Below are 14,609 nucleotides of genomic sequence, written 5' to 3' on the forward strand. Positions count from 1 at the left end.
GAAGGAGAGAAGAGGGGGAGGGCCGCGCGCAGGGCGCGTGCGGTGAGGCGGTGCGCTGCCGTCTGAAGCCCCAAGTTTAAGCCTCGGGCCTTCTTCAAGGCTGTATTTGGGTGGTGGGTGTTAGCCGCATTGCCTTCCGCACCTGCCTGGCCCAAGAGGCTGCTATGAAAAATATAGCTGCTCGGGCAAGTTCCTATTGGGCTACAGCCACTATTTGCTCAAGAATTTGGCCCTGGTTGCTGCACAGGCGCCAGAAACAGCAGCGCACAGGCCGATGCCCCCAGCGCGCACAGCACGCAGCCCAGCACCACCCAACGAAACGCGGCCACCAGCACCTCAGGTGAAGCGGCCTGCAGCGGCCCGCCCAGGCTGGCGGCAAACACCACGCCCAGCACCGCCACTGCCAGCAGGCCGGCCACGCGCGCCACGGCGTTGTTGATGCCGGAGGCGATGCCTGCGTGGGTAGAAGGCACGGCGTTCATCACCGTGGTGGTGAGGGGCGCCACGGCAATCGTCATGCCCAGGCCCATCACCACCATGGCCGGAAAGAAACCCGCCCAGTAAGACCAGCCCACGCCGGGCAGGGCCAGCAGTGCAAAGCCCGCAGCCGCCACGGCCGGGCCGGCCATCAGCATGCGCCGTGCGCCGAAGCGCTCTGTGAATTTAGCGGTGGCAGGTGACAAAAAGCCCAGCAGCAACGACAGCGGCAGCAGCGTGGCGCCCGCAGCGGTGGTGGAATATTTAAAAGCGCCAATCAGCACAAAGGGCAAAAAGAACAGCGCACCGCTGAGCGCAAAGTACAAGAGCAGCGTCAGCAAATTCGTGCCGACAAAGTCGCGCGACTTGAAAAGGCCCAGCGGCATCATGGGTGCACGCGTGCGCGCCTGCGCGTAGACAAACGCCACCAGCAGAACCACGCCCGCTGCAAACGGGCCCAGCACGCTGAGGGCCTGCCAGCCGCGCTCGGGCGCCAGCGTGAGGCCGTAAGTCAGCGCGCCCAGGCCGCCGGCCACCAGCAGCACGCCCAGCCAGTCGAGCTGCTGCGGTGCCTCGGGGTCGCGGCTGTCGGGCACGGCGTACAGCGCCAGCCACACGGTGGCCACCGCCATGGGCACGTTCAAAAAGAAGATGGACCGCCACGACACGGCATCGACCAGCCAGCCGCCCAGCACCGGCCCTGCCGCACCGGTAATCGCGGCCCAGGCGGCCCAGGTGCCAATCGCCTTGCCGCGCGCTTCGCCCTCAAACACATTGCCGATGATGGCCAGGCTGGCCGGCACCAGCAGCGCCGCGCCCACGCCCTGCACGGCGCGCGCGGCAATCAACGCCAGCGGGCCAGGCGCAAAACCGCAGGCCACTGAGGCAGCCGTAAAAATGGCGATGCCCAGGATGAAGATCTTGCGGCGGCCAAACCTGTCGCCCAGCGAGCCGCCCACCAGCACCAGAGAGCCCAGCGCCAGCAGGTAAGCGTTGATGACCCACTGCATCGCGGCCAGCCCGCTGGCCGAGTCACCGGCCAGGTCACGCTGGATGGCGGGCAGGGCGATGTTGACGACCGAGCCGTCGATAAACGCCATGGAAGAGCCCAGCACCGTGGCCGCCAGCGCCAGCTTGGGGTGCGCCGTTTTGCCGCAGTCGCCACCCTGGGCGCGGATGATGCCTTCGTCACAAGGGGCGTGCGGGTTGGCGGGCATGGGGTCTCCTGCAATAACTGATGGGGAGGTGAATCGTTGATTTGACAAATTGTCTGACAATAGATAATATTTCCAGATGACGACACACCTCGCGCAGCCACCCATGCCCCATCCTGCCAGTTCCCTGCCGTCAAAGGCAAGCAGGCCGGCTGATGCCCAACTCCTGCTGCTGGACAAACACGCGGTCGAATCCCTGCTGCTGCCCGCCGATGTCCTTGCGGCCACGCGCGAAGCCTTTGTGCTCCACAGCCAGGAGGAGGGCCGCGTGTTCTCCCTGGTGCGTGAAAGGCTGGCCACCGGTGGCGTGTTCGGCATCAAGTCGGGTGACGTGGGTGCGCAGTCGCTGCTGGGCTTTAAGGCGGCCGGTTTCTGGCCTGGCAACCTCGCGCGGGGTGCCGACGCCCACCAGGCCACCATCATGCTGATTGACCCCGCCACCGGCCGGCCGACCTGCCTGATCGATGGCAACGCCGTCACCACCGAGCGCACCGGCGCCGCGGGTGGCCTGGGCCTGGAACTGGCGCGGCCAGACAGCCGCACGGTGTGCGTCTTCGGCACCGGCGTGCAGGCGCAGGCGCAACTGCGCTTTGCCCTTCGCCAGCTGCCCGGGCTGCGCCAGGTGTTTTACGCCACGGCCAGTGGTGGCCCGAAGGCCGCGTTTGAAGCGATGTTTGCGGGTGGCCCATGCGACATCTCGCATGCGGCAGACGTGAATGCCGCCGTGGCCCAAAGCGATGTGGTGATCACGGCCACCACCGGCAAGGGCCCGCTGTTCGAGCTGGCTGCTCTTCAGCCCGGCACCCACATCAATGCCGTGGGCAGCGACACCAAAGGCAAACGCGAGCTGCCCGAAGGTTTGCTCGCCACGGCGCGCGTGTTTGTGGACGATGCCGCCCAGTCGCGCAGCATCGGCGAACTGCAATGGGCGCCCGAAACCGCCTGCACTGAAATCGGCGATGTGCTGTCGGGCAAGGCTTCCTTTGTGCGCGGCCCCGGCGATATCACCTTGTTCGACATGACCGGCATCGCCTTGCAAGACCTCACGGTCGCCCGCCTGCTGGAGCAGCGCGCGCGCCTTGCCGGCAAGGGCCAAAGCATTGCCTGGCCCTGGTGAATTGTTTGACGCCTTTACCGTTCTGGAGATTCCCTTGACCACCAACCAGCCCAACCCCCTGGCCACACTCGACACGCCCGCCGCGTTGATTGATATGCCGCGCATGCAGCGCAACATCGCGCGCATGCAGCAGCGCATGGACGCGCTAAGCGTGCGTTTCCGGCCCCACGTCAAAACCAGCAAGTGCACACCCGTCGCGCGTGCGCAGGTGGCCGCGGGTGCGCAGGGCATTACCGTCTCCACACTCAAGGAAGCCGCGCAGTTTTATGCCGACGGTTTCACCGACATCCTCTATGCCGTCGGCATGGTCGTTACCAAGCTGCCGCAGGTGCTGGCCCTGCGGCGCCAGGGCTGCGATTTGAAAATCATCACCGACAGCGTGGCGTCGGCCGCCGCCATTGCCGCGTTCGGCCGTGAGCACAGTGAAAAGTTTGAAGTCTGGATAGAAATCGACAGCGACGGCCACCGCTCCGGCATCAAGCCCGGCGAGGCCGCTTTGCTGGACGTTGCCCGCACGTTGCACGAAGGCGGCATGCAGCTGGGCGGCGTGATGACGCATGCAGGTTCGAGCTACGACCTCAACACCCCCGAAGCGCTGGTGGCCATGGCCGAGCAGGAGCGCGCCGCCTGTGTGGAAGCTGCCGAACGCGTACGCGCCGCGGGCTTTCCGTGCGCGGTTGTCAGCGTGGGCTCCACGCCGACGGCGCTGTCAGCTGCGCAGCTCCAGGGCGTCACGGAAGTGCGCGCCGGTGTGTATGTGTTTTTTGACCTGGTGATGCACAACATCGGCGTGTGCGGGGCAGACGACATCGCGCTCAGCGTGCTGACCACCGTGATCGGCCACCAGCCCGAAAAAGGCTGGGCAATTGTGGACGCCGGCTGGATGGCCATGAGCCGCGACCGCGGCACGCAAAAGCAGCAGCATGACTTTGGCTACGGCCAGGTTTGCAGCACGGATGGCACGGTGCTGCCGGGATATGTCCTCAGCGGTGCCAACCAGGAGCACGGCATCCTGTCTCGCGAAGGCGCGCCGGACACGGACATTGCCGCGCGCTTTCCCATTGGCACACAGCTGCGCATCTTGCCCAACCACGCCTGCGCTACTGGCGCGCAGTATCCGGAATACCATGCGCTAGCTGAAAGCGGTGAGCTGGCAACCTGGAGCCGTTTGCACGGCTGGTGAGTCACGGTTTGCGTGCGGCCAAGTGCTATTAAAAACATAGCTGCTTGCGCCCGACCTTATTGGTCTGCAGGCCTTTTTTTCTTGAAAGTTCTTTGAGGCAAATCACTTGCACATGGTGTAGCCGCCGGTCTCCAGGTGGAAATGGTCCTTGTGCGCGGCGTTGTAGTCAGGGCCCAGCACGCCCTTGAAGTATTTGCAGGCCCCTTTGTGGGCGTCGCGCAGCAGCAGTGCCTCGGGCCCGGGCGGTGTGGTGTCGTCTTCGTCGGGCCAGTGTTTCAGCACCGTGACGCGCTTGCCGCTGGCCAGTGTGAAGGCGGAAATGTCCAGCGCATTGGCAGTGGCATGGCGGCTGCGGGAACGGGCCGGTGCATTGGGCGGCGCGCCTTCGCCGCTGTTGATGTTGCGGCAGGCATAACTGCCCAGGTGGTCAATGCCCGCCACGCGCTGGCCAAAATGCAGCTGCGCCGCCGGCTGCAGCGCATTTCTTTCCCACATGAAGAACGACAGCGCCATGGGGCAACTGAGCGGCAGGGCCGCGCCTATGCGCACGGGCGCCGAGCGCAGCCGCACCGCATTGCTGAAACCGCAGCCGTCGCCCGTGCTGCGGTCGGGCAATTCGTCGTACTGCATGCCGGTGCTTGCCAGCGCGGCCAGGCAGCGCGCCGGGTCGTTGCGGGCGCGTGACAGTTTGTAAAAGGTCAGCATGTTGGGCGGTGCCGTCACTTCCAGTGGCGCCCACGGATTGATGTGCGTGGGAATCTGCAGGGCGCCGCTGTAAACGCCATACGCCGCCGTGACAAGGCCACTCCACAGGGCCAGCCATACCCAGCGGCCCCAGCGCAGCTGCCTGGCTGGCGCTGCGTCGGGCGGAAGGCCGGAGTCTGGGGGAAGGGGCATGGTGTTCGTTGATAAGCGAGGGGTGCAGCCATGAGCGTACAGGCCTGCTAGCCCAAGATGGCCGGATTTGTTCTCTTGCGCCGAAATTCCGACTGCTGCAGGAGGATTCGACATCCAATTCGTCGTTTAATGGCATCGTCTGACTGATGCCAAAACCCGCGCGCACAAGCCGCAGGCAACAGGCTTAACGGAGTATTTTGATGGCCGACAACGCAACCCACACCCCAGCCCAATCCCCGCTGGCTGCCGACACCAGCCGGCACCACCAGATGTTTCCGGTGCTCAGCGCCGCTGAAATTGCACGCATCCAGCGCTTCGGCAAGGTGTTGCAGTTCAAGAAAGGCGAGAGGCTGTTTGCCGCCGGTGAGCCCGGCCCCGGCATGTTTGTGATGCTCAAGGGTTCGGTCACCATCACCCAGCGCGACGGCCTCGGCCATGTGGTGCCCATCGTCAACCAGGGGCCGGGCCAGTTTCTGGCCGAGGTTGGCCAGCTGTCTGGCCAGAACGCGCTGGTCGACGGCCATGCCGAGGAAGATGTCGAAGCCCTGCTGGTGCCACCCGGCCAGCTGCGCGCGCTCATCATTGCCGAAGCCGACCTGGGCGAGCGGCTGGTGCGCGCGCTCATTCTGCGGCGTGTGGCCTTGATCGAAGCCGGCGCCAGCGGCCCGGTGCTGATCGGCCAGCCCAACTCTGCCGGTGTGGTGCGTCTGCAAAGCTTTTTGAACCGCAATGGCGAACCCAACCATGTGGTGGACATCGCCCAGGACGCGGGCGCCGCCGCGCTGATGGAGCAATACGGCGTGGCTGCTGGTGACGTGCTGGCGGTGTGCCCGGATGGCTCGGTGCTGGTGAACCCCGACGAGAACCAGCTCGCGCGCTGCATCGGCATGGTCGACACGGAAGAACACGACGAGCTGTTTGACGTGATCGTGGTCGGCGCCGGGCCCGCCGGGCTGGCCACGGCGGTGTACGCCGCCTCGGAAGGCCTGCATGTGCTGGTGCTCGACTGCCGTGCTTACGGCGGGCAGGCCGGCGCCAGTGCGCGCATTGAAAACTACCTGGGTTTTCCTACCGGCATTTCGGGCCAGGCGCTGGCCGGCCGTGCGTATGTGCAGGCGCAAAAGTTTGGTGTGGAAATGCTGATCCCCGCGCAGGCCCAGTCGCTGGACTGCGCCCACAAGGCCATCAAGGGCGAGTTGCAGGTGAAGCTGACTGACGGCCGCAAGCTGCGCGCCAAGACCGTGGTGGTGGCGAGCGGTGCCCGCTACCGCCGGCCCGAAGTCCCGCGCCTGGAAGAATTTGAAGGCCGCGGTGTCTGGTATTGGGCTTCTGCGCTGGAAGCAAAAATGTGCAGCCAGACCGATGTGGTGCTGGTGGGCGGCGGCAATTCGGCCGGCCAGGCGGCGGTGTTTTTGTCGCAGCATGCGGCCAAGGTCAACATGCTGGTGCGCGGCCCCAGCCTGGCCGCCAGCATGTCGCGCTACCTCATAGACCGCATTGAAGCCGCGCCCAACATCGAGCTGCTGCCGCACACCGAGGTGGTGAAGCTGCACGGCGATGATGATGGCGACGGCAATGGCGGAACAGGCCTTTCCGGTGTGACCTGGCGCAACCGCAAGAGCGGCACCGAACACGCGGCGGATGTGCGCAACGTGTTCCTGTTTGTCGGTGCCGATCCGGAAACCAGCTGGCTGACAAGTTGCGGCGCAGCCATTGATGCACACGGCTTTGTCCGCACCGGGGAGGCCGTCACCTGCAAGCATTCCGACTACAAACCCGCGCCGCTGGAAACGAATATTCCGGGCCTTTTTGCCATTGGCGATGTGCGCAGCGGCTCTGTCAAACGCGTGGGCGGCGCAATAGGCGAGGGCGCTGCAGTGGTAGCCATGATCCACCAGCACCTGGCGGCGATGGAGCGCACGGCGGTTGCTGCCTGACTGGAGCTTTGTATGCGTATCAAACCCTGCACCCACGTTCCTGCCGAGATGCATTCACCCAATTCAAGTGGCTGCGAAGAGTGCCTGGCGATGGGCGACACCTGGATGCATTTGAGAATGTGCGTGCACTGCGGCCATATCGGCTGCTGTGACGACTCAAAAAACAAACACGCCAGTAAACACCATGCGGCGACCGGGCACGCGGTGATCCAGTCCTTCGAGCCCGGCGAGAGCTGGATGTGGTGTTATGAGCACCAACTGCAGGTGGGCTAGGGCGCAGCTATTTCGTGTAACTAAAGTCGTAAACAAGAGTTCTAATGAGCGCTGCGACAGATAGTCGCATCCGCGGAAAATGGCTGCTACCGTCTTCCAGAGAAGATGATTTTTTAGCTGATCGACCTAATTGCATTGACGTGAACGGGTGGAAATCTGGCATTGGTCAGTCATGATGGCGCCGGGTTTGTCGCTATATTTAATGGAGCAGGAAAGTCATATGGAGCGGGCAATGGAAGCAGGTTTTGTGGGTGGAGTTGCCACGTTATATCGCACCCATATGCGGTATAAATTGCGTTATGCGTCATGATCAAACATATGGGTCAGATGAATCACCTTGGAGGCATCTGCTATGAAACGCCTAATGGCTATCGCTGCAACATTGTTGCTTTTCGCGTCCCATGTGCTTGCGCAGGAAGTCCGCCTTGAACCAACGCAAAACCCGGACGCGCCTTACCGGTTGTTCGGCACCAAAAATGTATTCACTCTCTTGAAGCTGGACACGCGCGACGGGAGAATCTGGCAAGTGCAATGGGGAGATAAGGATCACAGATTCATTGAGCCGCTGAATCCTGACCCACTTGCCTCTGTCGGAAAGGCCGGGCGTTTCACTCTGTACCCTACGAGCAATATCTACACCTTCATTCTTCTCGATCAGGAAGCGGGCAATACTTGGCATGTTCAGTGGGGTAAAGCGGCCGATCGATTCACACTGCCCATCAAAGACATAGGCAAGGAATGACAACGCAATTCCTCAAGCATCGGCTCGCACACTGCGCGATGACGCATAACCCGTCATTGCAGCGGACTGCCTCCGGCAGCCGCTGAACTCCAACGTTAAACGCTGTCAACTGACCGCATGACCACCATCGCCGAACACTACGCAAACCACCTCAGCCCAATCTACGTTTGGATGGCTGGCGGTTCTGAGGCAGCGCTGCAGGCTGGTACCGCCGAGATTGAAGCGTTGAACCTACCGCTCACCCACGGGGCCGTCGTTCTCGATCTTGGTGCAGGCTTTGGCATGCATTCCATCCCACTCGCGCAAAGAGGCGCGCGAGTAACGTCAATCGACACTTCGGCTGAACTTCTGCGTTCGCTTGCGGAACTTGGTGGCAACCTGCCTATTCAGGCGGTCAACGATGACTTGCTGGCATTTCAAAGCCACATTACAGAAGCGCCGTCCGCGATCCTGTGCATGGGAGACACGATCACCCATTTGCCTGAACTCAGTGCCGTCGAGAGCCTCATTGAAAGGGCTTCCGTCGAACTGTCGCCCGGTGGCATGTTCGTAGTCTCGTTCCGAGACTACTCGCTTCCTCTCATCGGAGACCAGCGCTTCATCCACGTAAGGAGCGACGACACTCGCATCCTTACCTGCTTCCTTGAGTATGAGCCCGAGACTGTCATAGTCCACGACATTCTTCACCAGCGCACACCGGAAGGTTGGCAAGCTCGGGTCAGTAACTACCGAAAGCTCCGGTTGTCACCTGAGCACTTAGTCGCTAGCCTCCAGTCAAACGGGTTCAACGTCCGTCGCGAGGCTGGAATGAGAGGCATGGTTCGCCTTGTCGCACAAAGCGTCTAACCCTTCCTTCAAGCGGGCGTGCCTACGGCGCACCGCTTAAGTCAAACGTTGAGCGTCTCCCCGTTCTGCAGCATCTGCGAGTTCTCCAATGGCCATAGAAAACATTCTCTTCGATGCCGACGGCGTTCTCCAGTACCCGACGAGAGGCTGGCACGCTGCCCTCAAGTCCCTGCTTGAACTCGAAAATGAGATGCAAGCTGAAGCACTTGTGAACGACATACTGGAAGCCGAAACCGAGGTTCTCGAATCAACAACGGGCTTCGTGGAACGACTTGAAGAGAAACTAGCCAAGTGGAAACGCGCTGCCATGGTTTCGGAAACACTGAATGCACTTCACGCTATCGAAGTGCACGCCGATGTCATGCAAACAGTTCAAGCTCTGCGCCGCGCCGGCTTTGGGTGCCACGTGGCAAGCAACCAGCAATCCCTTCGCGCGAAGCACATGTCTGAAACTCTGGACTACCAGTCCTTGTTCGACGGTGAGTTCTACTCGTGCTTCCTGGGTGCAGCCAAGCCGAAGCCTGAATTCTTTGAGAAAACGATTGCAAAACTTGGCTGCCATGCAAGCAACGTGTTGTTTCTGGACGATCGAGCCGAAAATGTTGAAGCTGCGAAACGCGCGGGCCTGAATGCTGTGGTTTTCTTCGGAATAGACGGCGCACTTTCGCTTCAGCGTCAATTAGCTGGCTTCGGCGTGTTCGTAGATCATGGATCCCAGTGATCCAGACGTCCAACCCTTCAATCGAGAGGATATGCTCCGGCAAGCCGGGTCACGCCTCTCATCGCAAACGTTGAGGCCGTAAAAAAACCTCTCTGTCTGCCAATTTCCGCCAGCCGCAGCGTGACCAGTCCTAACCGGCTGCTGGTGTCTTTGCTTCGCGTGCACCAAGCCGCGCGCAGATCGGTATGTTTACGACTTTAATTGCTCGGAATAGCAGCGGGCGGTGGCGCCGCCTTGGTGGTCTTGGTGAACTCCGTCGTGGCCACCATCACCGGGCTGGATTTCGGGCTGCGCTGCCAATGCTCGTCGGCTGCTTTTTCCACCGCGTCCTTGTCGTAGACGCCTTTTGAGAGGTCGGCCCAGACGTGCACGTAGGTCCGGCACCAGGCGTCGTGTGCCTCGTTGACCTTTTCTTCGGAAAGCTCCGGGGTGGGGCCTGGAGCTGGCTCGGGTTCTGTGACCATGCAGCCATCCTAGCGGCCTACGGCCGGCGAGTCCACTGCCGACGAGCGGCCCTAACTGCCTATTTTTTGACGATTTTCTCAGTGACAGGAAGCTGGGTGTCGGCGTCTTCAATCCATACCGAAGAGGACTCTTTCTTGAGCTCACCTTTCACCACGTACTTTCCATTGGGCTGCGGCGTGAAATCCACCACGCCTTCAACCGAAAAGAAGGTTCCCGCCATCTGGCTCGCGATGGCTTGTATGGGTGCTGCCGTGGTGTGGCTGGCGCGCAGGGAGACTTTCATTGGTTTTGCCGGAACTTGCCTTTCGACGATTGACGTGGTCAATGCGAAGCCCCGTCCGTGGCTGGCGCTGGCGCTTGCCCCGAAGCTGTTTGCAATGCGGTTGCCATCCACGCCATCAAGCACGAAAAGCTGCGCCTTGCTGCCGTCTTCTGCAAAGCCGCTGTCAGCGACGGTTGCGACGGGGCCGGTATAGCCTTCCGGGACAGGCTTGTAATTAGCGCATCCGGAAAGTACGACAAGGAGAAGGGCAGGTGCGATGAGTTTAAGTTTCATGCTATGAATTTTAATGGTGCGCGGACTACGCTTGATTCTAGTTGCCGTGATTCGCGTCGCGGTGCAAACGGAGCGGATTAAAAGCCGCTCGTTGTTTGCCTTGGAAAAATACCTATTTCACACAACCTATGGTTTGAAGCGCAGCCCTGACATCCGCCGGCCCCCGCACATGGACCGCCTGCAGCCCGGCGGCCCTTGCGCCTTCGACGTTGTCGGGATGGTCGTCAAAGAACAGGATGGCGTTCAGGGGGACGCCCATCGCGTCAGCGACGTATTCAAAGGCCCGGCGCTCGGGCTTGCGATAACCTATTTCAGACGACACAAAAATTCGCTCGAATGACTGCGCCAGGCGGGGGTAGAGCGCTGTCCACGCCACCTGGTGCGCGGCGTTCGTGTTGGAAAAAACGTAGCACGGAAGATGGGCACGGGCTTCCTGCACCAGGCTGAAAGTCTCGGTGATTTCGCCGCCGAAAATGGCGTTCCATCCTTCGGCGATGCGCACCGGATCATCCTGCAACTCCAGGTTCGCGGCCAGGTGCGCGAAGTATTGCGCTGCCGTGATTTCACCGCGTTCATGCTGCTGATAAGGCAGATCGGCGCTGAAGGTGGCTTTCAGTTCTTCAAGGGACAAGCGGGAAATCGGCTGCCAGTGCTCAAGCACGCGGTTGAAATCGACATCGATCAGCACGCCGCCGAGATCAAACAGCAGGGCCTGGATTTTGTGTGTAGTCATGGGATGGATGATTTGTATTTTTGGTATGCGCTACGCTTCAATCGCCGGCTGACCACTGGGGGTTCCATACCGCCTCCCACAGATGCCGGTCTGGATCCTGAAAGTAGCCAGCGTAGCCGCCCCAGGCGGTGTCATGTGCTTCCTGGGTGATTACGGCGCCCGCTTTTTTGGCTTGCGCCATGACGGCATCAACTTCTGCCTTTGAAGAGACGTTATGGCCCAGTGTGAATTCGGTTACGCTGGCATTCTCCAGCGGAACACCCGAATCATGGGAAATGCTTTTGCGCGGCCAGAGGGCGAGCTTCAGGCCCGCCTGCAAGTCGAAGAATGCCACGGCGCCATGTTCGAGCTCGGCACCAATAATGCCTTCTGTCTGAAGGCCAAGGCCATCGCGGTAGAAGCGAAGCGATCTTTCCAGATCATCAACGCCGACAGTGATGACCGTAATCCGTGGCTTCATGGGAACTCCTTATATTGGGTTGATGTGTCTCAAACATGCGCCCCTGATATCAAGGCTTGCCAGGCGTATGAAGTCTATTCCTGGCGATAAATACTGTCCCCGTGCGGTGCTGCCATGAACTCAGGCAGTTGCTCAGCCCGGGCAGAGAATTCACACAGGGCCGGGTAGTCGGCGGCGTTCACTACCTCCGGAATCATGGCTTGCGTGAAGTGCCAGGTAATGCCCACGGTCACACCGTCTTGACCCATGGTGCCGCTGGTCGCAGTCAGCGGTTTGCGCTGGAGTTCTGATTCCAGCTCGCCATAGGCCGCCAGCAACTGGCCCGTCACGCGTGATACCCAGGGCTGGTGCAACTTTTCAGCGGGGCGCAGGTTGCGTTCATAGATGATTTGCACGCTTTTTTCACAGGCGGCCATGGCCAGGCCAATCACGCGCAGCGCCTGCTGGCGTTCGGCGATGGCCGCCGGCATCAGGCTTTTGGGTGGCGCCTGCTGGGCGGCCAGCGCCTCGGCGTAGTCGATGATCAAGGTGGAGTCCATCAGCACCGTGCCGTCGTCACACACAAGAGAGGGCGCTTTGACAACCGGGTTGATCTGCCGGAATTTTTCGAAGGTGCTGAACACCGAGATCGACTGGTGTTCAAAGCGCAGGCCGAGGAGTTGCAGGGAAATGGCTACGCGGCGAACGTAGGGCGAGTCGAGCATTCCGATAAGTTGCATGGGGGCTCCGGCAGAACTGGTGGTAATGGGAGCCGCTATGTTAAAGCCATGGAGCCGGCGTCGCTGATGCGTCAAAAATCGCAGCTACCGCAGTCCAGGTCAATGCAGTCGGTCGGACTGCAAGAGTCGCCGCATGAATTCTCGTCCTTCTTTTTTTTCGGGTCTTGTTCCGGGGCTGCCGCTGCGGCGATCGCAGCGGCCAGCAGGACTGCATAGGCATTGCGGCACCGTTGCAGTTGGCGGGGCAGCGCGCGAAACAAGGCAATCACGCCATACCGCAGCACGATCTTGCGGGCAAACTCGGAGCACGAGGAATGCCCCGTATGTGCGCGATGGGCGCAGCAATAGCCTTTGTGGGGCGAGACATACCGCTGGTAACCACTGATGGAACCGGCTGCGATGTAGCGAAGCATGACGTCCTCCCGGGGCGGCATTGTCGTGGACCATGCCAAACTTTTTTTGTATGAGCGGCCCATCTCAGGGAGACAGGTTGCGAGCCGATTCTATGAAATGCGGATCCTGCGCGCAATGCGCCGTGAAGGTGTGGGCGAGGCTCTTGAATTTTTCAACCTGCCAGGCGAACTCCCCTTCAAAAGCCGATGGGTCAGTGACTGCATAGCCGCCATAACCATAGACAGCCGCATATGCCGCGTAGCCTGCAGCTTGCAGGGCACGGCCGGCAAGGGCATTGGCCACGGCATAGGTGGCCGAAACCGCTGCGTGGGCCGAGCCATCAATGGAGTTGGAGCCCCTGTGGCTATTGGCAACCGCTGCAATTTCCTGTGCCGCCTGCGCCAGGGCGGGGCGGTCTGATTTTCCTTCGACGAAAGACCGAAGGACCGCCAGGCAACGGATGGCTTCCGGGTTTTCGAGCAGGTGTTCTGCGCGTTGTGCGCAGGCCAGCCCAAAGGCAAGGCGAAGCGGTTCATGCTGCGGTTCGCTAACGTTGATCGCAGCTGCCAGACGTGAAAGTTCCTCGTTCATGAAACATCTCCCGGGAGAAGCTATCGTAGCGCCTCCCGCAGGCCTGGCGGTGAAAGGCTATGGAAAGTCGCAGCCGGTGGCCGACAACGCCACTGAAGAAGGGCGTGCGCGTAAACGCCGGGTGGACGTGGTGATCACACTCAAGGGCAAGCAGCCCGGGTCACGTGGTTATGGCGACCTGGTTGCGGCCGCTTGCTGGACTGGGGGCCCGAACTTGCGCGGCAGCAACCATGCGGCCAGGTACCGCTGGCGTTTCGCAATTTCCAGCACGAGCAGCGGCAACGCGATGCCCGCAGCCAGGCTTGCCGCTCCAACCAGATAGTCGTTGTGGCTGAAGCGGGAAAGCAGCAGGAAGGCCCGCCCCTGCGCGACGGGATGAAACACCAGGATGAGCAGGCTGCCGGAGCCTATGTAGGTCAATGGGCGCTGCAGCCGCGGATACCGCGCCAGCAGTGCAGAGATGCAAAGCACCATGTAAATGCCCAGCGCAGCCTGCAGTGTCGCAATGAGCGGCTCGCCGTAGATGCGCAGGTTCAGGTCCATGGTCTCGTTGAAGTGGTAATGCAACGCCGCAAAGGCAATGGCCGCGGCAAGCAGCCTGATGGCGTTGAAATTCACGGCCATGACCTGTTCGCGCAGCAGAAACCCGAACAGCAGGCAGGCTGAGCTGATGAAGGTCAAATCGAGGCTCCAGGGCAGCCCTGGCAAGCGGGCGAGGCCCATGAAATGCAGGCTGGCCGTGTCGATTTGCCAGAAGCTCCCAATCCAGCGGATGCCCGCGGCCAGCAGCATCGAGGCGGCCAGAAAAACCCAGCGTGCGCGGTGTTCAACGGCCCTGGTGGCGCGCAGGATGGCCATGGCCACCACCGACGCGACAAAGAGGTGCGGCAAAAACCAGAGCGGCGCCCACGCAATGGTGGGTGCGGTGGCATACAACACGCCGAAAAAATAATCAGAGGCGCTTGTGTCGGCGGTGGGAACCATGTCGGAATCAAGCGCCATCAGGATGCCCACCAGCCCCAGCACCACAAAGTAGGGCTTGAGAAGCGCATCGGCCCGCGACAGCGCAAACTTGCGCAAGGAATCGGAATCTTTCAGGAACAGGCCGGAGAGGAAAAAGAACAGCGGCAGGTGAAACGCGTAAATCACCCGGAAAAGCTCGCCCTTGTTTTCCAGTACCAGGCTGTTGTGCCCGAGCACCACCAGGATGATTCCGATGCCCCTGGCGATGTCGACGGTGGCGTTGCGGTGTGTGTGTGTCATGGTGTGGATCAATCAGGAAATG

17 protein-coding genes are annotated in these 14,609 nt (G+C 61.3%); 7 read left to right on the forward strand and 10 right to left on the reverse strand.

Annotated elements, in window-relative coordinates; all coding sequences use genetic code 11:
• Positions 1 to 218: 218 nt before the first annotated feature.
• Positions 219 to 1,694, reverse strand: a complete 1,476-nt coding sequence (locus tag AC1D13_RS05135; RefSeq protein WP_477689076.1) for an MFS transporter — start codon at positions 1,692 to 1,694, stop codon at positions 219 to 221.
• Positions 1,695 to 1,797: 103 nt separating this feature from the next.
• Between AC1D13_RS05135 and AC1D13_RS05140 the strand changes: the two genes are divergently transcribed.
• Both AC1D13_RS05140 and AC1D13_RS05145 read left to right on the forward strand, forming a co-directional pair.
• On the forward strand, positions 1,798 to 2,808 hold the full coding sequence (locus tag AC1D13_RS05140) for an ornithine cyclodeaminase family protein (protein ID WP_477689146.1): 1,011 nt from the start codon (positions 1,798 to 1,800) through the stop codon (positions 2,806 to 2,808).
• A 94-nt stretch (positions 2,809 to 2,902) separates the two neighbouring features.
• Positions 2,903 to 3,991, forward strand: coding sequence for a DSD1 family PLP-dependent enzyme (locus tag AC1D13_RS05145; RefSeq protein ID WP_477689147.1), 1,089 nt, complete (start codon positions 2,903 to 2,905; stop codon positions 3,989 to 3,991).
• A 102-nt stretch (positions 3,992 to 4,093) separates the two neighbouring features.
• Here AC1D13_RS05145 and AC1D13_RS05150 read toward each other — a convergent pair whose 3' ends face one another.
• On the reverse strand, positions 4,094 to 4,888 hold the full coding sequence (locus tag AC1D13_RS05150) for an extensin-like domain-containing protein (RefSeq protein WP_477689077.1): 795 nt from the start codon (positions 4,886 to 4,888) through the stop codon (positions 4,094 to 4,096).
• A gap of 200 nt (positions 4,889 to 5,088) precedes the next feature.
• Here AC1D13_RS05150 and AC1D13_RS05155 point away from each other — a divergent pair, with 200 nt between their 5' ends.
• The 5 genes from AC1D13_RS05155 (at position 5,089) to AC1D13_RS05175 (ending at position 9,407) form a co-directional block, all read left to right on the forward strand.
• A complete protein-coding gene (locus tag AC1D13_RS05155) occupies positions 5,089 to 6,825 on the forward strand; it encodes an FAD-dependent oxidoreductase (protein ID WP_477689078.1) in 1,737 nt (578 codons plus the stop codon).
• A gap of 12 nt (positions 6,826 to 6,837) precedes the next feature.
• Positions 6,838 to 7,098, forward strand: coding sequence for a UBP-type zinc finger domain-containing protein (locus tag AC1D13_RS05160; RefSeq protein ID WP_477689079.1), 261 nt, complete (start codon positions 6,838 to 6,840; stop codon positions 7,096 to 7,098).
• A 352-nt stretch (positions 7,099 to 7,450) separates the two neighbouring features.
• On the forward strand, positions 7,451 to 7,840 hold the full coding sequence (locus AC1D13_RS05165; protein ID WP_477689080.1) for a hypothetical protein: 390 nt from the start codon (positions 7,451 to 7,453) through the stop codon (positions 7,838 to 7,840).
• A 117-nt stretch (positions 7,841 to 7,957) separates the two neighbouring features.
• On the forward strand, positions 7,958 to 8,686 hold the full coding sequence (locus AC1D13_RS05170) for a class I SAM-dependent methyltransferase (protein WP_477689081.1): 729 nt from the start codon (positions 7,958 to 7,960) through the stop codon (positions 8,684 to 8,686).
• An 88-nt stretch (positions 8,687 to 8,774) separates the two neighbouring features.
• Entirely contained in the window at positions 8,775 to 9,407 is a 633-nt protein-coding gene (locus AC1D13_RS05175) for an HAD-IA family hydrolase (protein ID WP_477689082.1), read from the forward strand.
• Positions 9,408 to 9,604: 197 nt separating this feature from the next.
• On the opposite strand, the gene AC1D13_RS05180 is transcribed toward AC1D13_RS05175, so the two are convergent.
• The 8 genes from AC1D13_RS05180 to AC1D13_RS05215 form a co-directional block, all read right to left on the reverse strand.
• The gene (locus AC1D13_RS05180) at positions 9,605 to 9,871 is read right to left on the reverse strand and encodes a hypothetical protein (protein WP_477689083.1); all 267 of its coding nucleotides are present in this window, start codon (positions 9,869 to 9,871) and stop codon (positions 9,605 to 9,607) included.
• Between the two features lie 59 nt (positions 9,872 to 9,930).
• The gene (locus tag AC1D13_RS05185; RefSeq protein WP_477667294.1) at positions 9,931 to 10,428 is read right to left on the reverse strand and encodes a hypothetical protein; all 498 of its coding nucleotides are present in this window, start codon (positions 10,426 to 10,428) and stop codon (positions 9,931 to 9,933) included.
• 112 nt (positions 10,429 to 10,540) lie between these two features.
• The gene (locus tag AC1D13_RS05190; protein WP_477689084.1) at positions 10,541 to 11,161 is read right to left on the reverse strand and encodes an HAD family hydrolase; all 621 of its coding nucleotides are present in this window, start codon (positions 11,159 to 11,161) and stop codon (positions 10,541 to 10,543) included.
• Positions 11,162 to 11,198: 37 nt separating this feature from the next.
• A complete protein-coding gene (locus tag AC1D13_RS05195) occupies positions 11,199 to 11,621 on the reverse strand; it encodes a VOC family protein (protein WP_477689085.1) in 423 nt (140 codons plus the stop codon).
• Between the two features lie 74 nt (positions 11,622 to 11,695).
• Entirely contained in the window at positions 11,696 to 12,340 is a 645-nt protein-coding gene (locus tag AC1D13_RS05200) for a glutathione S-transferase (protein ID WP_477689086.1), read from the reverse strand.
• A gap of 71 nt (positions 12,341 to 12,411) precedes the next feature.
• On the reverse strand, positions 12,412 to 12,753 hold the full coding sequence (gene yidD / locus AC1D13_RS05205; RefSeq protein ID WP_457278554.1) for a membrane protein insertion efficiency factor YidD: 342 nt from the start codon (positions 12,751 to 12,753) through the stop codon (positions 12,412 to 12,414).
• A gap of 64 nt (positions 12,754 to 12,817) precedes the next feature.
• A complete protein-coding gene (locus AC1D13_RS05210) occupies positions 12,818 to 13,324 on the reverse strand; it encodes a putative immunity protein (protein WP_477689087.1) in 507 nt (168 codons plus the stop codon).
• A gap of 168 nt (positions 13,325 to 13,492) precedes the next feature.
• Positions 13,493 to 14,587 carry an acyltransferase family protein gene (locus AC1D13_RS05215; RefSeq protein WP_477689088.1) on the reverse strand — a complete coding sequence of 365 codons (1,095 nt, stop codon included), beginning with the start codon at positions 14,585 to 14,587 and terminating at the stop codon, positions 13,493 to 13,495.
• Positions 14,588 to 14,609: the final 22 nt, after the last annotated feature.

Source organism: Polaromonas sp. P1_E12 (genome assembly GCF_056405975.1).